Source organism: Hyalangium sp. (genome assembly GCF_035629615.1).
In the GTDB taxonomy this organism is placed as follows: Bacteria; Myxococcota; Myxococcia; order Myxococcales; family Myxococcaceae; genus Hyalangium.
The window spans coordinates 1-18,941 of sequence record NZ_DASPHO010000781.1; the positions used below are offsets into that span (position 1 = coordinate 1).

The 18,941-nt window shown below is 67.7% G+C and carries 19 protein-coding genes and 6 tRNA genes; 4 read left to right on the forward strand and 21 right to left on the reverse strand.

Annotation, left to right across the window (positions count from 1 at the left end):
• The 5 genes from VD972_RS38990 to VD972_RS39010 all read right to left on the reverse strand — a co-directional run.
• Window positions 1-90: ClpX C4-type zinc finger protein (locus VD972_RS38990; protein WP_324994000.1), on the reverse strand; the 90-nt coding region annotated here is incomplete at its 3' end.
• A gap of 216 nt (window positions 91-306) precedes the next feature.
• Complete coding sequence (gene clpP, locus VD972_RS38995; protein WP_324993964.1) at window positions 307-927, reverse strand: ATP-dependent Clp endopeptidase proteolytic subunit ClpP; 621 nt, start codon at window positions 925-927, stop codon at window positions 307-309.
• Window positions 928-956: 29 nt separating this feature from the next.
• Window positions 957-2,231, reverse strand: a complete 1,275-nt coding sequence (gene tig / locus VD972_RS39000) for a trigger factor (protein ID WP_324993966.1) — start codon at window positions 2,229-2,231, stop codon at window positions 957-959.
• 102 nt (window positions 2,232-2,333) lie between these two features.
• Window positions 2,334-2,415 (reverse strand) — tRNA-Leu (locus VD972_RS39005).
• Between the two features lie 116 nt (window positions 2,416-2,531).
• A tRNA-Lys gene (locus VD972_RS39010) sits at window positions 2,532-2,604 on the reverse strand.
• A gap of 321 nt (window positions 2,605-2,925) precedes the next feature.
• Here VD972_RS39010 and bet point away from each other — a divergent pair.
• Complete coding sequence (gene bet, locus VD972_RS39015; RefSeq protein WP_324993968.1) at window positions 2,926-3,987, forward strand: phage recombination protein Bet; 1,062 nt, start codon at window positions 2,926-2,928, stop codon at window positions 3,985-3,987.
• 251 nt (window positions 3,988-4,238) lie between these two features.
• On the forward strand, window positions 4,239-5,702 hold the full coding sequence (locus VD972_RS39020) for a hypothetical protein (RefSeq protein ID WP_324993970.1): 1,464 nt from the start codon (window positions 4,239-4,241) through the stop codon (window positions 5,700-5,702).
• A 76-nt stretch (window positions 5,703-5,778) separates the two neighbouring features.
• Here the strand turns inward: VD972_RS39020 and VD972_RS39025 are convergent, their stop codons facing one another.
• Complete coding sequence (locus VD972_RS39025) at window positions 5,779-6,783, reverse strand: GlxA family transcriptional regulator (protein ID WP_324993972.1); 1,005 nt, start codon at window positions 6,781-6,783, stop codon at window positions 5,779-5,781.
• 136 nt (window positions 6,784-6,919) lie between these two features.
• On the opposite strand from VD972_RS39025, the gene VD972_RS39030 reads away from it, so the two are divergent.
• Window positions 6,920-7,555: a DJ-1/PfpI family protein gene (locus tag VD972_RS39030; protein WP_324993974.1), complete on the forward strand. Its 636-nt coding sequence runs from the start codon at window positions 6,920-6,922 to the stop codon at window positions 7,553-7,555.
• Between the two features lie 66 nt (window positions 7,556-7,621).
• Here VD972_RS39030 and VD972_RS39035 read toward each other — a convergent pair.
• From VD972_RS39035 to VD972_RS39095, 13 genes are all read right to left on the reverse strand, one after another.
• Window positions 7,622-7,695 (reverse strand) — tRNA-Arg (locus tag VD972_RS39035).
• A 17-nt stretch (window positions 7,696-7,712) separates the two neighbouring features.
• Window positions 7,713-7,786: transfer RNA gene (locus VD972_RS39040), tRNA-His, on the reverse strand.
• A gap of 94 nt (window positions 7,787-7,880) precedes the next feature.
• Window positions 7,881-7,957: transfer RNA gene (locus VD972_RS39045), tRNA-Arg, on the reverse strand.
• 34 nt (window positions 7,958-7,991) lie between these two features.
• Window positions 7,992-8,065 (reverse strand) — tRNA-Pro (locus tag VD972_RS39050).
• A gap of 61 nt (window positions 8,066-8,126) precedes the next feature.
• On the reverse strand, window positions 8,127-8,723 hold the full coding sequence (locus tag VD972_RS39055) for an XTP/dITP diphosphatase (RefSeq protein WP_324993976.1): 597 nt from the start codon (window positions 8,721-8,723) through the stop codon (window positions 8,127-8,129).
• On the reverse strand, window positions 8,720-9,433 hold the full coding sequence (gene rph, locus VD972_RS39060) for a ribonuclease PH (protein ID WP_324993978.1): 714 nt from the start codon (window positions 9,431-9,433) through the stop codon (window positions 8,720-8,722). The genes VD972_RS39055 and rph overlap by 4 nt, the downstream gene beginning before the upstream one ends.
• Window positions 9,434-9,494: 61 nt before the next feature.
• Window positions 9,495-10,325 (reverse strand): N-acetylmuramoyl-L-alanine amidase, encoded by an 831-nt coding sequence (locus tag VD972_RS39065; RefSeq protein WP_324993980.1) that lies wholly within the window; start codon window positions 10,323-10,325, stop codon window positions 9,495-9,497.
• Window positions 10,326-10,379: 54 nt separating this feature from the next.
• Entirely contained in the window at window positions 10,380-11,435 is a 1,056-nt protein-coding gene (gene selD / locus VD972_RS39070; protein WP_324993982.1) for a selenide, water dikinase SelD, read from the reverse strand.
• Between the two features lie 4 nt (window positions 11,436-11,439).
• Window positions 11,440-12,381 (reverse strand): FHA domain-containing protein, encoded by a 942-nt coding sequence (locus tag VD972_RS39075; RefSeq protein WP_324993984.1) that lies wholly within the window; start codon window positions 12,379-12,381, stop codon window positions 11,440-11,442.
• 37 nt (window positions 12,382-12,418) lie between these two features.
• Entirely contained in the window at window positions 12,419-13,144 is a 726-nt protein-coding gene (locus VD972_RS39080; RefSeq protein ID WP_324993986.1) for a tetratricopeptide repeat protein, read from the reverse strand.
• A 38-nt stretch (window positions 13,145-13,182) separates the two neighbouring features.
• Window positions 13,183-13,923, reverse strand: coding sequence for a hypothetical protein (locus VD972_RS39085; protein WP_324993988.1), 741 nt, complete (start codon window positions 13,921-13,923; stop codon window positions 13,183-13,185).
• Window positions 13,920-14,696 carry an outer membrane protein assembly factor BamD gene (locus VD972_RS39090; protein WP_324993990.1) on the reverse strand — a complete coding sequence of 259 codons (777 nt, stop codon included), beginning with the start codon at window positions 14,694-14,696 and terminating at the stop codon, window positions 13,920-13,922. The genes VD972_RS39085 and VD972_RS39090 overlap by 4 nt, the downstream gene beginning before the upstream one ends.
• Before the next feature lie 15 nt (window positions 14,697-14,711).
• The gene (locus tag VD972_RS39095; protein WP_324993992.1) at window positions 14,712-15,218 is read right to left on the reverse strand and encodes a regulatory protein RecX; all 507 of its coding nucleotides are present in this window, start codon (window positions 15,216-15,218) and stop codon (window positions 14,712-14,714) included.
• 34 nt (window positions 15,219-15,252) lie between these two features.
• Between VD972_RS39095 and VD972_RS39100 the strand changes: the two genes are divergently transcribed.
• Window positions 15,253-15,990, forward strand: a complete 738-nt coding sequence (locus VD972_RS39100) for a hypothetical protein (protein ID WP_324993993.1) — start codon at window positions 15,253-15,255, stop codon at window positions 15,988-15,990.
• 16 nt (window positions 15,991-16,006) lie between these two features.
• On the opposite strand, the gene VD972_RS39105 is transcribed toward VD972_RS39100, so the two are convergent.
• A complete protein-coding gene (locus VD972_RS39105; RefSeq protein ID WP_324993996.1) occupies window positions 16,007-18,235 on the reverse strand; it encodes a metallophosphoesterase in 2,229 nt (742 codons plus the stop codon).
• Window positions 18,236-18,238: 3 nt separating this feature from the next.
• The coding region (locus VD972_RS39110; protein ID WP_324993998.1) for a hypothetical protein at window positions 18,239-18,941 on the reverse strand (703 nt) is incomplete at its 5' end.

Sequence of the window (18,941 nt, forward strand, 5' to 3'; positions counted from 1 at the left end):
GATGAGCTTCTTCACCTCCTTCTGCGACTTGCCGCAGAAGGAGCAGCAGAGGGTCTGGTTGTCTCGCTTCTCCACGTTCTTGCCCGCCATGATGCCCTCGCTGCGCCTCTCTGGAAGAAACCTTCCAAAAACCGTCCGAACCCCTGGCCCGGTTCAATCTAGTCAGCCCCACGCCGGGACGTCCACGCACCTGGGAGGTAGTTAACAGCAAATCCAGCGTACCGCAGGAAACAGAAAGCCGGAGGCGCGGGGCGACATTCCTCCCTCCCGCGACTCCGGCTGGCTGCCGCACGGCGGTGCGCGCGGCTACTTCTTCTCGTCCTTGCCCAGCACCACCGTCTTCCGGGGGTTCTGGATCTCGTCGATGATGCCGTAGACCTTCGCCTCGGCTGCCCCCATGAAGTAATCGCGGTCGGTGTCCTTCTCTACCCGCTCAAGCGCCTGCCCGGTGTGCTTGACGATGAGATCGTTGAGCTTGGCCCGCATCCGCAGGATTTCCTTGGCCTGGATCTCGATGTCCGTCGCCTGGCCACGCGCCCCACCGAGCGGCTGGTGGATCATGATGCGAGCGCTCGGCAGGGCGTAGCGCTTGCCCTTCGCGCCGGCGAGCAGGAGCACGGCTCCCATGGAGGCCGCCTGACCCACACAGATGGTGGACACGGGACACTTCACGTACTGCATCGTGTCATAGATGGCCAGGCCCGCCGTGACGGAGCCGCCGGGCGAGTTGACGTAGAGGTTGATGTCCTTGTCCGGGTCCTCGGACTCCAGGAAGAGCAGCTGGGCGACGATGGCGTTAGACACGTCATCGTCGATCTCCGTCCCGAGCATCACGATGCGATCCTTCAGGAGCCGGCTGTAGATGTCGTACGAGCGCTCACCCCGGTGAGTCTGCTCGATGACGTAGGGAATGGGCATGAAGGGCATGTAGGCCTCGGGAAACGGAGCGGAAAGTCCTATGAATACTTCGCCTGAGCCTTCAGGAATTCAATGGTCTTTTCTTCCCGCAGTCGGAGGTTCAACCCGAAGCGGTCATCCTGGCTCTTGAAGTACTTGCGAACGTTGGCGACGGGCTGACCGGCCTCGGTCGCCAGCTCTTCGATCTTCTTGTCCATGTCAGCGTCGGTCGCCTGGATACCCTCCTTGAGGGCGATGGCCTCGAAGAGGAGCGTGCCCTTCACCTCCTGGACGGCGCGCTCGCGCATCTCGTCGCGCAGGCGCATGAAGTCCAGGCCCAGGTTGCCCACATCCAGCCCGGAGCGCTGCATCTGGCGCATGGCGCCCTCCAGCATGGAGTCGATGGCGCGCTCCACCATGGCCTTGGGCACCTCGAAGGGGTTGCGCTCGATGAGAGCCTTGATGAGGGCCTCGCGGTCCTCGTTCTGGGCCTTGGAGCGCGCGGTGGCCTCCAGGTTGGACTTCACCTTGGCGCGCAGCTCGTCCACCGTCGGGGCGCCCAGCTCCTTGGCGAGCTCGTCGTTGAGATCGGGGACCTTCTTCTCCTTGATGCCCTTGAGGTGGAGCTTGAAGCGGGCCGTCTTCCCCTTCACCTCCTCCACGCGGTAGTCCGGCGGGAAGGCGTAGTCGATCTCCTTGGTGTCCCCGACCTTGACGCCCTCCAGGGCGGCGATGTTGGAGTCCACCAGTTCGCCGGGGACGATCTCCGCTGTGACGCCCTCGGCCTTGCTGCCGGTGAAGGGCTGGCCGTCGATGGTGGCGTCGTAGTCCACCGTGGCGAACTCCCCCGCGCGCGCCACGTCCCGGTCCGTCACCGGCTCCAGGGTCGAGTGCGACTGGCGCATCTTCTCGAGCTGCTCGTTGACCTGGGCGTCATCGACGGCCGACTCGCTCTTCTTGAGCGGCACTTCCTTGTAGTCCTTCGCGTCGATCTTCGGCTTCACCTCCACCCGGGCCTCGAAGGAGAAGGGCGAGCCGGGCTTGAGGCCGGAGTTGGTGACCTGGGGCTGGCTCACTGGCTCCACGTCGTGCTGGGTGATGGCCTCCACGTACGCGGTCTGCACCACGCGCTGGATGACGTCGTCCTCCACCTGCTCACGGAACCGCTGCTCGAGGATGCGGCGGGGGACCTTGCCCTGGCGGAAGCCGGGCAGCTTCACCTGGCGGCCAATCGCCGTGTAGGCGCGCGACAGCTCGTCCGCCACGCGCGCGCTGTCAACCTCGATGGAGAGCTTCTTCTCGACTGGAGACAGCTCCTCGACCTGGACCTTCATGAACGCCTCGCTCGCCGCGCGGGGAGGCCGCGCCAGCGCCGAATGAGAGAGAGTGTGGGAGGTGCGGCTTTAGGAGATACGTACGGAAGGGTCAACGCGAAATGGGCGAGGAGGGACTCGAACCCTCACACCTTGCGGTACCAGATCCTAAGTCTGGCGCGTCTACCAGTTTCGCCACCCGCCCAGCGGCGCTGCGCGTCCTTCTACTCCGAAACGATCCGGGTGTTCAGCCCCTGACGCGGAGAAGAGGACCCCGGAAAGACGTCGGGGCCCCCTCATTTCTGAAGGAGCCCCGACGAGTGAGAGCGGAGGGAATCGAACCCACAACCTATGGATTAAGAGTCCATTGCTCTGCCAATTGAGCTACGCTCCCGGCTTGGCGCTCGATGCGGCGCGTCGTGACGCGCTGTCGAGTGGCGGCGCTAACTACTGAAGGCCGCCCGCGCTGTCAAACGTTTTTGCCCCCACGCCGAAATTCCCCTGATCCAGGGCTGTCCGGCCGCTGTCCGGACGTGCGCGGGGAGCATTCCTGCGGCCGAGAAGGCCCAGATCCTACTGTGCGTTTGAACCACGCTGCGGCCTGTGATCGTCCCGCGCTGGGAGGATCACCGGGAGCATCCTCAAAACGTGGTCGTACCGCAGCACGCCAGGCAGGCGGACGGAGGTCGTCCGCCTTTTCGAACGGAGAAGCACAGTGACGGACGGACAGAACAAGGTGGACACCGCGGCGGCCCAGTCGGCCTGGAGCCGCGAGCGCGTGGAGCTTATCCGAAGGACGATCTGCCCCAAGGGGATCGGCGAGGACGAGTTCGCGCTCTTCATCGAGCAGTGCAAGCGCTCGGGGTTGGATCCGCTGTTGAAGGAGGCGTTCTGCGTGGGACGCCGACAGAACGCGGGCAACCGGGAGCGGCCCAACTGGGTGACGCGCTACGAGTTCCAGCCCTCGGAGGCGGGGATGTTGGCGCGTGCCGAGCGCTTCCCGGACTTCAAGGGCATCCAGGCCAGTGCGGTGTACGCCGAGGACGAGATCATCGTCGATCAGGGCAAGGGGGAGGTGGTGCACCGCTTCAACCCGGCCAAGCGCAAGGGCGCGCTGGTAGGCGCCTGGGCGCGGGTGGTGCGCGAGGGCAAGCTGCCCGTGGTGGTGTGGCTGGACTTCGCGGGCTACGTCCAGCAGACGCCGCTGTGGGCGAAGATCCCCACGACGATGATCGAGAAGTGCGCACGCGTGGCGGCGCTGCGCAAGGCGTACCCGGAGGCCTTCGGCGGCCTGTACGTGCGCGAGGAGATGCCGGCGGAGGAGTACGACACGACTCCGGCAGTCTCCGAGGAGCACGCACCCGCTACGGGCAATGGCGCCTATGAGGTGCTCGGCGTGAAGCCGGGCCTGGTGAAGGCGTCCTTCTCTCCCCTGCCCACGGGGGGCAAGGAGGAGAAGTCTGGCAATGGGTCCGCGCAGCTGAGCATGGACGTGAAGCTGGAGGAGCCGGTGGCGCCGCAGGCCGAGCAGCCGCGTCCCAAGAGCTCAGCGACGGTGGTGGCCTTCGGTCCCTACAAGGGGAAGACGGCCTCGGAGCTCAGCGATGACGAGCTGAGCGAGACCATCGACATGGCGCACGAGAAGCTGATGGAGCAGCCCAAGGCGAAGTGGGCCAAGGCGATGCGCGAGAACCTCGCGGCGCTGGAGGCCGAGACGGAGCTGCGGTGCCGGGTGCCCTCGGCTTCCTCCAAGAAGGAGGCGTCCGTCGAGGCCTGATCGAAGGCCTCGAAGAGCGCTGAGAACATGAACGCCGTGCCGGGGAGCCCTGGCACGGCGTTTTTCTTGGGTGGAAACCGAGCGTTAGAGAGTGCGCGCCAGGTGGGCAGCCGACGGGTCAGGCCTGGATGCAATGGGGAGATGCCTGCTCCGTAGACCTGGATGCGAACGCTGTTGCTCTCCTCACCTGGTCCGCATGCCCCCGACTTACCGGGGCGCCGCGGGCGGGTGAGCCTCGCCCAGGTGCCACCATGAAGATTGCCTCACGCCTCCTGCTGCCCACCCTCCTGCTCGGCGCGCCCGTTGCCCTGGCCCAGGAGACCCCGCTCCCCACTGCCGCCGAGGCCTCGGCCGCCATGCCGGCCGTGAAGAGCATTGACGTGAACTTCCGCGGCACGCTCGGGGATGCACTCAAGCGCATTGCCGAGGACGGAGGTCTCAACCTGGTGGCGACCGGCGACCTGGACACCTCCGTGGAGGTGCACCTGCAGGGCATCACCGCCGAGCAGGCCCTGCGCACCCTGGCGCGCACCTATTCACTGCGCTTGGATCAGGACGGCTCCATCTTCACGCTGCGCCCCCTGACGGCGGCGGAGCAGACCGCCCGTGTGTCCCCGCCGGCCCCGGTGGCAGCTCCCGCGTCGCCGATGGCCGTCGTGCCTCCGGCTCCTCCGGCGCTTCCCGCCCTGCCCGCCCTGCCGCTGATCTCGGCGGATGACCTCGACCCTCGAGAGATCCAGGAGCGGGTCCGCGAGGGGGTGCGCCGGGCGCAGCGCCGAGGCAAGGGGGAACACGACGTGGTAGCCCGCGGCCAGTCGCTGGAGGTGAAGGAGGGCGAGTCGGTGGACAATGCCGTCGTCTACGGCGGCAACCTGCTGGTGAAGGGCCAGGTGGAGGAGGATGCGGTGGCCTTCGGCGGCAACCTGGACGTCTACGGCCATGTGGAGGGAGACGCGCATGCGTTCGGCGGCAACGTCGTCCTGCATGAAGGGGCGTCCGTGGAGGGCGATGTCTCGGCCATTGGCGGCACGGTCATCCGCGAGAAGGGCACGTGGGTGGAGGGCAGCACCGAGACCTTCAGCGGCGGGAGCCTCGGCGCCCTGGTGGCCAGCGAGGTCAAGGACAGCCTGAAGAACGAGTTCCGGAGTGATGCGCCCGAGGAGGAGAGCCAGGAGGCGCGCGCGGTGAGCTCCACGGTCGAGAAAGAGGAGCGGCACTCGGGTGGAGGGCTCGTGGGGTTCATCCTGCGGTTCGCCGCGCTGTTCGGGCTGGGCTTCCTCGGACAGCTCTTCTTCCCGGCGCGCATGAAGGAGCTGTCGGCGGAGATCAAGAACCAGCCCGTCAAGAGCGGGTTGACGGGGCTGCTGGGGTTCATCGCGCTGATCCCGCTCACGGCGGTGTTGGCGATCACCATCATCGGCATCCCAGTGGTGGTGGCGATGTGGCTGGTGGTGCCGGTGGTGGCGGCCATGGGCCTGGCGGTGCTGGCCAGCGAGATCGGCCTGAAGGTGCCCGTGCTGCGCGGGCGCAAGACGCAGGCGGCGGTGCTGGCGATGGGGCTGCTCGCCCTGCTGACCGTGGGCGCCATCCCAGGAATCGGCCCGGTGGTGCTGACGCTCGCCACGATGGTCGCCTTCGGAGCCATCATCCGTACGCGGTTCGGTCACCGGCTCCGCGGCATCCCCGAACCCATGTCGCCCACCTCCACCATCTGAGACTGTCCTGCGCGGCCCGGCGGATCGTACTCCGCCGGGCTTCAGTCGTTTCTGAAGGGTGCTTCCCCCGTTAGTGTCACGCTCGAGGAGCGAACCGGCGGCGGTACTCAGCGGGGGGCACTCCGAGCGCGCGCTTGAACACGCGGTGCATCGTCTCCAGTGTGCTGAACCCCACCTCGGTGGCAATCTCCTTCACGGTTTGTTGGGTAGCCTCGAGAGACGCACGCGCCGCCTCCACTCGCAGGCGCTCGACGTACCTGGCGGGCGTCACGCCGACCTGTGCGCTGAAGGCCCGGGCGAAGTTCCGCGGGCTCATCGCCGCGCGCCGCGCCAACGTCTCGACCGACAGATCCTCCCGGAGGTGCTCCGGCAGCCACTCCTGCACCTCACGGATGGGGGCACGTGAGGCCCACTGGGAGGCCATCTGAACGCTGAACTGGCTCTGCCCACCCGGGCGGCGGAGGTACACCACCAGCAGACGTGCCACCTGACGCGCTACCTCCCGGCCGAGATCCTCTTCCACCATCGCGAGGGCAAGGTCGATCCCGCTGGTGACTCCCGCCGAGGTCCAGATCTGGCCGTCCCGGACGAAGATCTGGTCCCCGAGCACCTTGCAGCTGGGGTGCTGCCGCTGGAGCTCGTCGCAAGCGAGCCAGTGCGTGGTAACGCGCTTACCATCCAGCAGCCCGGCCCGGGCGAGCAGGAAGCTCCCCGAGCACACAGACGCCACGCGCCGACAATGGCCAGCCAGGCGGCGCAGGTGCGGAGGGAGCGCAGGTTCGGCATCCCGGCGCAGGGTGACCTCTCCGCCAGGGACCAGCAACGTGTCCACGGGCCCGCGCACGCGCTCCAGCGAGACAGTCGCATGGAGGAGCACCCCTCCCTCCGTCACCACTGGGCCCGGCCGCAGGGCCGCGATCTCGACGTGGTAACCGGGCTGCTTCGGACTCACCAGCCGTGAGGCCGTGGTGAACACCGAGGAAGGTCCCGCGAGGTCCAGGATCTGGACCTCGGGGAAGGCCACGATCACCACCCGCCGTGCCGACTGGCTCCGGATGGATCCGCTTGAACGCTCCCTCATGGTGGGCACCCGCACAGACATGGGTTGGCAGAGAACGTCAAATCATTGGCAGTCCTGCCATTACCTGGCAAGCGTAGTCTGGCTCCAGTCAGCGCCATGGAGGCGCTGCCTGAGACCCGACCGGGGGACACACACCATGGACATCGCCTTCCTGCTCTATGACAACATGACCTCGCTGGACTTCATCGGCCCGTACCAGGTGCTCGGTATGGTGCCCAATGCGCGCCTCCACTTGGTCGCCACCGAGGCGGGCCCGGTGCGCACGGATCTGGGTGTCCGGATCCACGCGGACAAGCGGCTGGAAGAAGTGTCCCGCGCAGACATCCTTGTCGTCCCTGGGAGTCCGGATCCGTCCAAGGTGATGGGCGACGAGCGAGTGCTCTCGTGGCTGCGAGCGATGGATGCGTCCTCGCGCTGGACGACATCCGTGTGCACGGGCGCGCTCATCCTGGGCGCAGCGGGCCTGCTCCAGGGCAAGCGCGCGACGACCCACTGGATGGTGCTCGAGCACCTCCGCAACTTCGGAGCAACGCCCGTGGCCGAGCGCGTCGTGTTCGATGGCAAGGTGGTGGCCGCCGCGGGCGTGTCCGCGGGCATTGACATGGCGCTGGCCCTGGTGGCGAAGGAGTTCGGGGCGCTGCTGGCTCAGTCCATCCAACTGGGGATCGAGTACGACCCTGCGCCGCCCTTCCAGACTGGCTCGCTGCGCGTGGCCCCGCCTGCAGTGGTCGAGGCGGCCCAGGCCATGCTGCAGTCGGTGGTCCGGGCGTAGCGCCCGCAAGCGAAGGGGCCGGAGCCACCGGGGAGCTTTCCCGGCGATTCCAGCCCCTTACAAGAGCGCGCCCAGAGGGACTTGAACCCCCAACCCTTGGCTTCGAAGGCCAATGCTCTATCCAGTTGAGCTATGGGCGCTTGGGGGAGACAAGGTGGGCGGCCAACCGGGATCGAACCGGTAACCTCTGGAGTCACAGTCCAGCGCTCTAACCAGTTGAGCTATGGCCGCCGTGATGCCTACAACCGTACAACAGGGTGAAACGGGCGGCTTCCCTATCGTGGAAGCCGGGACCGTGACAAGGCCCAAATGAGCTAGGGAAGGATGGCGCCCCAGGCAGGACTCGAACCTGCGACCCCCGGCTTAGAAGGCCGATGCTCTATCCGGCTGAGCTACTGGAGCTTCTACCGTCCCTTACTGCTTCGCTGCTTCAATATCGGGGCGAGAGGATTCGAACCTCCGACCCCCTGCGCCCAAGGCAGGTGCGCTACCAGGCTGCGCTACGCCCCGATGAAGACGGCCATTCTTGTGACATTGCGCACGGACGCGCAAGTTGAACCTGACTGACCTGTCAGCTACCCGCCTGGAGAGCCAGCAGCGCAGGCCGCATCTTCCTGAAGGCCTGCCCCCGGTGGGAGACCCCTGCCTTCTCCTCCGGAGTCAGCTCCGCCATCGTCTTGCCCAGCGCAGGGATGAAGAAGACCGGGTCATACCCAAAGCCGTGTGAGCCCCGGGGGCCCGTGAGGATGCGCCCCTCGCAGCGCCCCACCTCGATCCGGGCCTCCCCGCCCGGCATCGCCAGGCACAGGGCACACTGGAACGAGGCCGTCCGGCGCTCCTCTGGCAGTCCCCCGAGCTCTCCGAGCAGCTTCTGGTACCTCGCTCGGTCATCCCCTTCCGCATAGCGCGCCGAGTGAACTCCCGGCCGGCCGCCCAGGGCATCCACGCAGAGCCCGGAGTCGTCCGCCAGGCTCGGCAGCCCCGAGGCCTCCGCGTAGGCCCGGGCCTTCTTCGCCGCGTTGGCCTCGAAGGTCTCCCCATCCTCCACCGGCTCGGGGATGGGAGGCAGGTCCTTCAGTGACACCACCTCCACCGCGTCCCCCACCAGCCCGCGCAGCTCCTTCACCTTGCCCGGGTTGGTGGTGGCGAAGAGGAGTCGGGGCTTCATCCGAGCACCTTCGCCTGCGCTGCCATGAGCTGCTGGATGGCCGCCAGGCCCCCGTCGAGCATCCCGTCCAGCAGCTTCCGGTCGAAGAGCTTGTGCTCGGCCGTGCCTTGCACCTCGACGATCCGGCCGTCCCCAGTGGCCACGAGGTTGAGGTCCACGTCCGCGCTGGAGTCCTCCTCGTAGTCGAGATCCACCCGCACCTCGCCGCCCACCACGCCCACGGACACCGCCGCCAGCGGGGTGAGGCTCGGGATCTTCGAGAGGATCCCCCGGCTCTGCAGGTTGCGCAGCGCCAGCACCAGCGCCACGTAGGCGCCTGTGATGGATGCGGTGCGCGTGCCCCCGTCCGCCTGGATGACGTCACAGTCCAGCGTGAGGGTGCGTGTCCCCAGCGTCGAGAGATCCATCGCCGCGCGCATGGAGCGGCCAATGAGGCGCTGGATCTCCATGGTGCGGCCGCTCTGCTTGCCCTTGGCCGCCTCGCGCTGCGAGCGGGTGTGCGTGGAGCGCGGGAGCATCCCGTACTCGGCCGTCACCCAGCCCGTCCCCTTTCCCATCAGGTGTGGAGGCACTCGCTCCTCCACCGAGCAGGTGACGAGGACCTTGGTGTGGCCGAACTCCACCTGCGTGGAGCCCTCGGCGTGACGATTCACACCGGGCGTGAGGGTGACGGGACGAAGGTCCAGCGCTCCGCGTTGAAAGGACCGCACGGGCAGCTCCTCGGGCTAGAGAGAGCCGCTGTCTACCAGAGCCAGCCCGTCCCAGTTCAACTCAAAGAGAGGCAGGTCTGGCCACGGGCTCCCCCTCCGCCGGCTTCGCGGGGGCCTCCTCGGCCTTGGAGGCATCGCGCTTGCTCACCTCCCCCAGGAAGGTCTTCACCCCCTCGGTGATGGCCGAGACGAGCTTCTCCTGGTACTCGGCGCGCCCCAGCTGAGTGCCCTCCTGTGGGTGGGAGATGTAACCCACCTCGATGAGCACTGCCGGGGCCTCCACGCCCGTGAGGACGAAGAAGGGCGCCTGCAGGACGCCGCGGTCCGTGGCACCCGTGGCGGAGATGAGCTGCTGGTGGATGGCGTAGGCCAGCCGCGAGGAGCCCGCGTGGGCCTCCATGCGCACCAGATCGTGAATGATGAAGTTCAGCGTGGAGTCGCTCTGGACGGCCTGGCTCGCGGGGCCGTCCGCGTTCTCCCGGTCCGCCACCGAGCGCGCACCCGCCCCCGAGGCCGTCGCGGACAGGAAGTACGTCTCAATGCCCTCGATGCGCTCGCGCAGCTTCTTGGTGGGCATGGAGTTGGCGTGGATGGAGAGGAAGACGTCCGGCCGCTTGCCGTTGGCGAACTGCACACGCTCGGGCAGCGGCAGCGTCCCGTCCTTCTCACGGGTGAGGAACACCTGCGCCCCCACCTCCTTCTGCAGCTTCTCCCGCAGCCGCTTCGCCAGCTGGAGGACGACCTCCTTCTCCTGCAGGCTTCCAGGTCCCTTCGCGCCATCTTGAGAGCCGCCGTGCCCCGGATCGATGACGATGCGGGCACTGCGCTCAGCGAGAGCAGTCGAGGACCAGCACAGCAACAGCACGAGAGGGACGATGGTGCGGAGCGTCATGCCGCCCGCAATGCTATCGGAGCCCGGGCGCTGGGGTGAATCCCACCCTCCCCTTCAGCCCACGACATCGATTCCCGGGCGGCCCCGAGCCACCTCGCCAATGAGCGCGGCCTCCACGCCCGCCTTCTCCAGCGCGAGGAGCGCCTTACGGGCGTCCCGGGCCGGCACGGAGGCCAGCAGTCCCCCATTGGTCTGCGCGTCCGCGAGCACCCAGCGGATGTCTTCGGGGAGCCCCTCCGGGAAGCGCACGTGCTTGCTCACGTGGGTGAGGTTTGCCTTGCTGCCCGAGGGCACCACGCCCTGCGACGCGAGCGCCGGCACCTCCTGGATGATGGGGATGCGCTCCAGCGCCAGCAGGGCTCGTGCCTTGGCCCCTTTCATCATCTCCAGCAGGTGCCCCAGCAGGCCGAAGCCCGTCACGTCCGTGAGCGCGTTCACCTTGAACTTCCCGGAGGCGAACACCTCTCCCGAGGAGCGGTTGAGCGTGGACATCACCCCCACCACGCGCTTCACCAAGGCCTTGGAGGCCACGCCCCGCTTGATGGCGGTGGTGGCGATGCCCGAGCCCAGCGGCTTGGTGAGGATCAGCACATCCCCTGGCTTCGCACCCGCATTGGTCAGCACCTTCTTCGGGTGCACCACCCCAGTGACGGCCATGCCGTACTTCGGCTCGGGATCCTGCACGCTGTGGCCACCGAGGATGGGGATGCCCGCCTCGTCCGCCTTCGCCTGCCCGCCGGCGAGGATCTTCGACAGGATGGAGAGCGGCAGCTCCGACGGGAAGCCCACCAGGTTGAGCGCGAACAGCGGCCGCGCCCCCATGGCGTAGATGTCCGAGAGCGCGTTCGCCGCGGCGATGGCTCCGAACTGGAACGGGTCGTCCACCACCGGCGGGAAGAAGTCCACCGTCTCCACCACGGCCAGCCCGGGCGCAAGGCGATAGACGGCCGCGTCGTCGTTGGTGGCGAACCCCACCAGCGTCTGCGGGCCCTGCGCAGTCTTCAGGCGGCGCAGGACCTGCGCCAGATCCGCGGGCCGGAGCTTGGCCGCTCAGCCCGCGCGGTGACTCAATTCCGTGAGTCGCTTGGGCCGCTGCTGCTCGTCCGCCATGAGATCACCCTGCCTGCACGTACTCGCGTTTGATGAGCTGCACCACTGCCTCGGCCGTCAGCACGTCGTCCTGGTCCGAGTGGTCCAGCACCCCGGCGAGGCTGCCGTAGTTGTGCACCAGCTGGAGCACGTCCAGCATCTCGGGCGTCAGCTCCTTGAGCGGCGCCGCCATCGGCTGGGCCAGCCGCATGGACATGTTCATTTCCGGCAGCATCCCCTGGATGCGCTTGAACTCGTCCAGCTGGCGAAGCGCGTCCATCAGCAGCGCCTCGGTGGACGAGTCCAGCTCGACCATGAACTCCTGGTTGTCCGCCGGGCGCAGCTCGAAGTCGCCGATCTCCCAGGTGATGATGCGGTTGAAGCTCTTCTGCGGCCCCAGGTTGTGGTTGTCGTCGATCACCGCGTAGTACACGCGGCCCTGGCGCAGGTAGATCCTCCCCTCGCGCTCGTTGGTGATGACGAGCACGCCGTTCTTCTTGGAGGTGTGGAACAGCTGCAGCAGGTCCGGCAGGGGGATCTCCTCGATCTTCCCCGTCATGGACGACGTCTTCGTGGAGCGCGCCGCCTGCGCCGCCGCGGCCTCCTCCAGCTTCTGCTTGACGACGTGCTCGTCCACGTTGACCGAGTCCGCGCCCTGCTGGATCAGCTTGAGGATGGAGGTGCCTATGAGGATGCGGTCCCCCTCCTTCAGGCGCGCCTGCTTCACCTTCTCCCCGTTGACGAAGGTGCCATTGGTCGAGCCGAGATCCTCGATGGTGATGTTCCCGCTGCTGATCATGATCTTCGCGTGCTTGCGCGAGACCATGTCCTCCACGAGCACCATGTCCAGCTCACTGGACCGGCCAATGACGATCTGCTTGTCCGCCTTCAGGGGGAACTCGCCGCCCTGGTACTTCCCTGAGATGAACTTGAGGGCGTAGGACTTCGACCCGCTCGGAGTGCTCACGGTACCGAGACCTCGATGAAGAGGGTTTCCATGAATATCAGCCCGCCTGCTCGGCCTTGCCCGCCGGCTCCTTCACCAGATTGAGGTACATCCGCGCGCTCTTGTTGTCCGGATCTCGCGCCAGCACCTCCTCCCACACCTTCAGCGCCTCGGCCCGCTGACCCGCCGAGTAAAGCGCGATTCCGTAATGGATGCGACCTGGCATGAAGGACGGGTTCTGCGCCATGGCCTGCTCGAACTCCTTGAGGGCCTCCGCGTGACGGCCCGCATCCCGCAAGGCATCCCCCAGCTTGATGCGGATGTCCACGAATTGAGGACACAGCCCCAAGGCCCGCTGGTACTCGCCGATGGCCTGCTCCCAGGCGCCATTGGAGGCGAACACGTTGCCAATGTCGGCGTACATGTTGGCAATCTTTCCCTTGACGAAGGGATCCATCTCCCCGGGGCCGTTCTTCTGCCGGGCGAGGGCGTTCTGATAGACCTCCTTCGCCTCGGCGTACTTGCCCATGTCGTTGTAGATGACCGCCAGGTTGAGCGCCGCCTCGGTGTAGGCCGGGTTGATGCGGAGCGCCGACTCGAAGGCCCGCTGCGCCCGGGCGAACTGGCCCTGGTCGTGGTAGATGATGCCAAGCATGTTGTAGACGTCGGCGAACGCCTGGTTGTGCTCCACAACCTGCGCCAGGTACTGCTCGGCCTGCGCGTACTGCTTCTTGTCGAAATAGCCCCGCCCGAGGGTGAGGAGCTGCTTGAGGGCCTCGTCCATGTCCCTACCTCGCCAAAGCTGGCGATCAGACCGTTAGCCTACCTGAGCGCCGACGAAAACAAGAATTCCTGACCACGACGCAAGAGGCGGTGCCGGGACTCCCCCCGCAGGTCTACCGGCCGAGAGGGAAGGTCCCCCTGCAGGTGCCAGTGCTCGGTGGCCACGGCCTCGTCCCGCTCGAGCCGGAGGAACCACGCTCCAGCCCTGTAGCTCCGCTTCTTGAGCGCCAGCACCGTGTCCAGGCTCAGCTCTCCCACCCCCTCCGACCCGCCATCCACCCCCTCCGAGCCGCCATCCTCCCCGCCCATCAGGCCCGAGAGCCTGGCCAGCGTCGCCGGGTCCCCCTGCTCCAGGGCTCGCCGGCGGGCCTCCAGTGCCACCACCACCGCCGCCAGGCGCGGCACCTCCCCCCGTTCAGGCTTCCAGTCTCCGTCCTGGAGGACGAAGGGCACCTGCTCCACTCCCAGCGAGCTGACCTGGGTGTCGCCCAGGGAGCCGGTGAAGTCCAGGGTGGCCAGCACCTCTGCCCGTTGCCCTCCGGGCTCCACCCGCACGGTGATGCGCGCGTAGTGAAGCTCGCGCGAGGTGAGCTCGGGGGCGACGCCTGCGAGGGGGAGCGAGATGCCCTCCTTCTCGAAGCGCTTGAGGGCGGTGATGATCTCGGCCTCGGGACCGGCGGCCAGCCCGAGCACACGGGGCCCCACCACCGCCACCATCACGAACGCGGTCGCAGCGATGAGGATCCCGCCCAGCCGGCTCCAGTCCGCTGTCGACCTCACGAGCCGAGCATACGCTGAGCCCGCTCCGCGGCGGGCGTGCCCGGCATCTGCTGGATGACCTTGCGCAGCGTCTCCTGGGCGCGGTCCGGCTGCTTGAGCTTCACGTACGCCTCATGGAGGGAGAAGAGCGCCTCCTCGTCGTACTTGGTGCCCGGGTAGCGGGTCAGCATCCCCTCCAGGCGCTGGGCCACCGCCCGCCAGCGCTCGCGCTTGCGGTAGAAGGCGGCCACGTACAGCTCGTGCTCGGCCAGCCGCCGCTTCGCGTCATCCGCCTGCGCCTTCGCCTCCTTGGCGTACTGCGACTCCGGGTACTGGCGCAGGAAGCTGTTCATCGCCTTGAGCGAGGACTGGACCTCGGTCTGGTCCTTCTCCTCCGAAGGCGGCAGAAGGAAGAAGTCCGAGGGCATGTCCTTGAAGTGCGAGAGCGCCGAGCGATAGGCGGCGTAGTCCACCTTGGGGTGCGTGGGGTGGAGCTTGATGAAGGACTCGTACTTCTCGCGGGCCTCGGGGAAGCGCTCCTGCTCGAAGTCCACGTCCCCCAGCTTCAGTTCGGCCTCCTTGGAGGCCTCCAGGTACGGGAACTTCGTCTTCACGAACTCGAAGTACTTCTCGGCCTTGAAGAAGTCGCGGTTCTCCAGGGCCTCCTCCCCGAGGCGGAGATTCTCCTCGGCCTGGGAGGCATAGTCCGGGTCTCCGGCCTGCCCGTCCTTGAGGGCGGCACAGCCGGTGGAGAGCAACAGGAAAGTGGTCAGACAGGTGACGGCAAGACGCATAGGCACTCACGCAAGCTAATCGTCCAACCCGGACGGATCCAGCGCTGGTTCACCGAGCAACCGCCGGATGACGTCCTCAGAGAAGCCCCGGCTGTGGAGGAGGCGTCCAGCCCGCGCCTGCTCCTTGGGCGTCAACGGGCGGCCGAGCAGCCCCCGGCGCTCGAGCACCTGCCGAGCGGTGGCCAGGGCGTCGAACTCCCCGGCTCCGGTGGCGGCGGCCAGCGCCTCGCGCGCTACCTCGCTCCCCAGCCCATGGGCCTGGAGCCGCTGGAGCACCGCCTGGGGGCCGAACCTCCCCCGCTGCAGCAGCGAGGCGGCCCGCTCCCGGGCGAAGCGCGCGTCGTCGATGTAGCCGTAACCCTGGAGCTTCTTCAACACTTCCCCCTGGACCTGGGCAGAGAAGCCCTTGCGCCCCATGGCCAGCTCCAACTCGTGGCGGCTCCGGGCGCGCAATGCCAGCAGCCGCAGGCACGCATCTGTCGCGCGCCGCACTGCCTCCGGCCCTTCCTGCTCCGTGCTCATCGCTTGCTCTCTAGCATGTGGTAACAGGCGCGGCATGCACCCACTGATCGCCCGCTTCCTCAGCCTCGAAGCCGCCCGCGAGACACTCCGCAAGGAGAAGGCGGGCGAGGCCCTCGATGCCGAGGAGCAGATCTTCACCGCCACCGCCGCCGCGCACCCTCAGCAGCGCGCCGAGGTGCTCGGCGTCACCGGCCGCAAGCTGGCCTCCGACTCCCAGGCCTCGCTCGTGCTCCTGGCGGCGCACACCGCCGCGCGCGCCATCGCACATGACTCCCGGCTCGCCCCGGCCACCGCCAAGGCCCGCGAGGCGCTCACCTCGGAGGGAGCCTCGGAGGAGGAGACAGAGTCCTTCATCGCCTCCATCCTGCTCGAGGAGGCCTTCGGCTACGACGAGGAGGTGGACAGCTTCGATACGGCCTTCGTGGGGGAGGCGCTCGGAGAGATCCCCGCGCTTGCCTCCCTGACCCGGGAGGGCGTGGACGCCCTGATGATGAAGTTCTCGCAGAAGGGGGCCACCGACGCGGAGCGGACCGCACGCGCCCACATCGCCAAGCGCCTCTTCGACATCGCCTGGTCGGAGGGCCCCACCCCCATCAACCCCGAGCACATGGATGTGCTGGTGGAGTCGGACATCGCCGACCAGTCGGAGGAAGTCCAGGAGGCCCGGCTGCGCGCCACGGTGGAGCTGCTGCAGCTGCTCTCCCAGCAGGGGCTCATCGGCCCCATGCGCCTGTCCCGCCTCCGAGCCCAGCTGGGCGACGAGGACGCCTGATCGGGAACGTCCTCCCTCAGATATGGAGGACGTGCACGTTGCGCCCCTCTCGCTCGAAGTGCGCCGTCAGCCCAGGGCCCTCCCCTTTCTCCAGCCCGCTGCCCGGCAGCAGGATCATCGCTACGTGCTCGGCCTGGAACCCCGCGCGGAGCGCATCCCCCGCCGTGAAGATCCCCTCGAGGCTCCCTCTCGAGAGGTGCTCTGCCGTTACCCCGATGACCGCACGGCGTGAGGACTCGCGCTCATCCCCTCCCAGGAGGATGTCCGCATAGTCATACCCCCCGGTGGGACTGGGAGCATCGAGCCGGACCTGGCCCTGGAAGGCGCGGCAGAAGAACGCCCCCACCACGAGCTTGCGCGCGGCGACCCCCGAGAAGTCCTCGCACCAGGCGGAGCCCTGCGCCCTCCAGAACTCCGCGAACTCGAAGAGCAGCTGCTTGAGCGCGCCCGTCTTGCTGAGCGCCATGGGCTTCGGCGGAGCCGTGACGTGCTCCGACATGCGCTGCGCGAGCCGGGTCAGCGCATCGCCACTGCTGCTTCCCCTCGAGTACCGGCTGAGCGCCTGCCAGAAGTCCTTCAGCCACTCGGAGTGCTTGAGGAGCCGGAGCGTCGTCTCGTCCGCCAGCCCCGGGCTCTTCGAGATGACGCCGAGCTCGCGCTGGACCTGCGTTCGCTCCTGGCGCCCGAGCTGCGTGTACATGCGCTCCAGCTCCGCCGCGAGCGAGGTGGCGACCTGAGAGCCCGTGCGCCGCTCCCGCAGCTCGAAGGTATGCCGGTAGCCTCGGTGGGCATCGTCCGGGAAGATGGTCGTGTCGAGCATCCACGGGTCGGCGCCCGAGCCGAAGCGCAGCGGCGTCAGCTCGACACGGCGGGCCTCGAGATCGACGGCTCCCACGATGCACCCATTGGGCCACTTGCTCCCCTGGTAGGCGGCAGGTGCGGCCAGCTCCAGGTACCCGCCCCGCTGGGAGCGGAGCGCCTGGCTCTTGGGGGTATGCAGGTGGCCCCGCAGGATGAGATCGAACGTGCGCTCGAGGTGATCCCCCACGTGTGACCGCTCGGCCTCCGCCAGGTGATCCAGCGGGTGGTGCATCAGCGCCAACGCCAGGGCGACTCCCGCGTCGCGGATGCGCTCGCCCGCCTGATCCACGTTCGCCTCGCCCAGCCACAGCTTGGACTGGTCCTCGTCGTCCTGCGCGAACCAGGACGAGTTGAACGAAGCGATCGCGATCGTGCTGTCGCGGATGTTGACGATCTCCACGGCCTCGGCGCCGCACCGAAGCCCCAGGCTCCGCTTCGCCCCCAGCAGGTCCGACATCGCCTGGCGGTATGCCGCGAGCTTCTCCGCATGCCACCGGCGGTTGCCCTCCGAGACGAAGAAGGCCGTCGCCTCGTCATCTGACTCCAGGGTGCGCAGGAGCCATCGCCCGGCGCTCCGGTCGACATCATGGTTGCCCGGGACGACGAACAGGTGCTCCGGCGGTACGCCTGTCACCTCCAGCAGCTCTCGGAGGAACTCGGTGACGAGCGCGAACTCGTCCGCATGCCCGGAGAAGGCGAGGTCCCCCGTGGCGAAGATGAGATCGATCGGCGGGCCGCTGCTCGCGCTCCCCAGGTAGTCGAGGAGCCCTCGCAGGACGCGGTTCTGGTCGTAGCGGCGCGCATCCCCGTGGCGCAGGTGCAGATCCGAGAGGTGCAGGAAGCGGATCGGCGGCCGGGTCGACACGGGCCGGCGGGCCTCCACCGGGCGGACCTGCACCACGTTTCGCTGGAGCGCCAGCGTCTCAAGCTCGCGCAGTGAGGGGACGACGTACGTCGCCGCGCGCCAGGTGTGGAAGTCCGGGGCGTCCGTCTGGATGAGGGTCTCGGTCTGAGCGGAGACCAGGAGGATGAGCGGGGCCGACAAGTCCTGGAGCTGCTGGCGCTGCGCGTTGAGCCGCCGTGCCACTTCCCTCGCCAGCAGCTTCCGGCCAGGTGTGAGCACCGTGAGCCACGCATCGGCGCTCGTGCCCTTCATGGCCTTGACCCAGGAGGAGGGCCCCGCGTCCTGGGCCGCCTGCAGCGCATGGACGTTGAGCGATGCGTGCCGCAGCAAGGACGTGAGCACCTCGGAGGCCCGGCCGAGGCCATGCTCCTCTGGGACGCTCTCCTGCGTCTCCTGGGTCACCAGCAGCAAGAGCGTCTGCGAGCCCTGGGAGAGCTGGAGCCGCGTGACGAGCTCATCGACGAAGGCGGCCGCGTTCATGCCCTACCCTCGCTCGATCTGCTGCAGGAGCTGCTCCACCGGGACCGGGAGGCAGTACCACGCCATCCCGTTGCGGTACTCCATCACCCACAGGCCGTAGAGAAGCAGCTTGCCCACGTCGTCGGCGTTGTCGAGCTGCATCTGGCTCTGGACCTTCTTCAGCACCGGGAGGAAGCGCGGCTGGTAGGCCCGCCGGAAGGACTCGCGCTGGTCGACGATGGCGCTCTCGATGTCGACTCGCTCGACGAAGGATCCTTGACGGACGACGGCCTTGACGATGCTCGACTGGATGAGCCGCCCCAGCTCACGGATGTTGCCCCCGGAGCCTTCGATGGCGCGATCGATGGCATCGGGCAGGATGAGGTCCGGATCGATCCCCTTCACCCGCCGCTCGATGAGGTGCCGGAGCATGTCGAACCCGCTCTGCAGGCGCTCCCGCGACTTCTCCTTGGAATGGAAGTCGTAGAGCCGCACCGCCGGCAGCACCGAGTTGTCGGCGTTGTTGTAGCGCTCGCTGAGCACGTTGAACGTAGGCTCGTAGACCATCGAGAGCGGGATGGTGAGGATGGCCGCGCCCGGCAGCTCGGCCATGGGCTTCTTCTTCTGGTCGAGGAAGAAGTCGCGCGCCTGATCCGGGGGGAGCTTGTCCAGGCCATCGAGCAGGACCACGGGCCGATAGGACTCCAGATCATCCAGGAGCGTGGAG

Excerpts from the sequence above, each read along its gene's own strand:
- clpP (WP_324993964.1), bottom strand. The coding sequence starts at position 927 with ATGCCCTTCATGCCCATTCCCTACGTCATCGAGCAGACTCACCGGGGT.
- tig (WP_324993966.1), bottom strand. The coding sequence starts at position 2,231 with ATGAAGGTCCAGGTCGAGGAGCTGTCTCCAGTCGAGAAGAAGCTCTCC.
- VD972_RS39020 (WP_324993970.1), top strand. The coding sequence starts at position 4,239 with ATGAAGATTGCCTCACGCCTCCTGCTGCCCACCCTCCTGCTCGGCGCG.
- VD972_RS39025 (WP_324993972.1), bottom strand. The coding sequence starts at position 6,783 with ATGAGGGAGCGTTCAAGCGGATCCATCCGGAGCCAGTCGGCACGGCGG.
- VD972_RS39030 (WP_324993974.1), top strand. The coding sequence starts at position 6,920 with ATGGACATCGCCTTCCTGCTCTATGACAACATGACCTCGCTGGACTTC.
- VD972_RS39055 (WP_324993976.1), bottom strand. The coding sequence starts at position 8,723 with ATGAAGCCCCGACTCCTCTTCGCCACCACCAACCCGGGCAAGGTGAAG.
- VD972_RS39065 (WP_324993980.1), bottom strand. The coding sequence starts at position 10,325 with ATGACGCTCCGCACCATCGTCCCTCTCGTGCTGTTGCTGTGCTGGTCC.
- VD972_RS39080 (WP_324993986.1), bottom strand. The coding sequence starts at position 13,144 with ATGGACGAGGCCCTCAAGCAGCTCCTCACCCTCGGGCGGGGCTATTTC.
- VD972_RS39090 (WP_324993990.1), bottom strand. The coding sequence starts at position 14,696 with ATGCGTCTTGCCGTCACCTGTCTGACCACTTTCCTGTTGCTCTCCACC.
- VD972_RS39095 (WP_324993992.1), bottom strand. The coding sequence starts at position 15,218 with ATGAGCACGGAGCAGGAAGGGCCGGAGGCAGTGCGGCGCGCGACAGAT.
- VD972_RS39100 (WP_324993993.1), top strand. The coding sequence starts at position 15,253 with ATGCACCCACTGATCGCCCGCTTCCTCAGCCTCGAAGCCGCCCGCGAG.
- VD972_RS39105 (WP_324993996.1), bottom strand. The coding sequence starts at position 18,235 with ATGAACGCGGCCGCCTTCGTCGATGAGCTCGTCACGCGGCTCCAGCTC.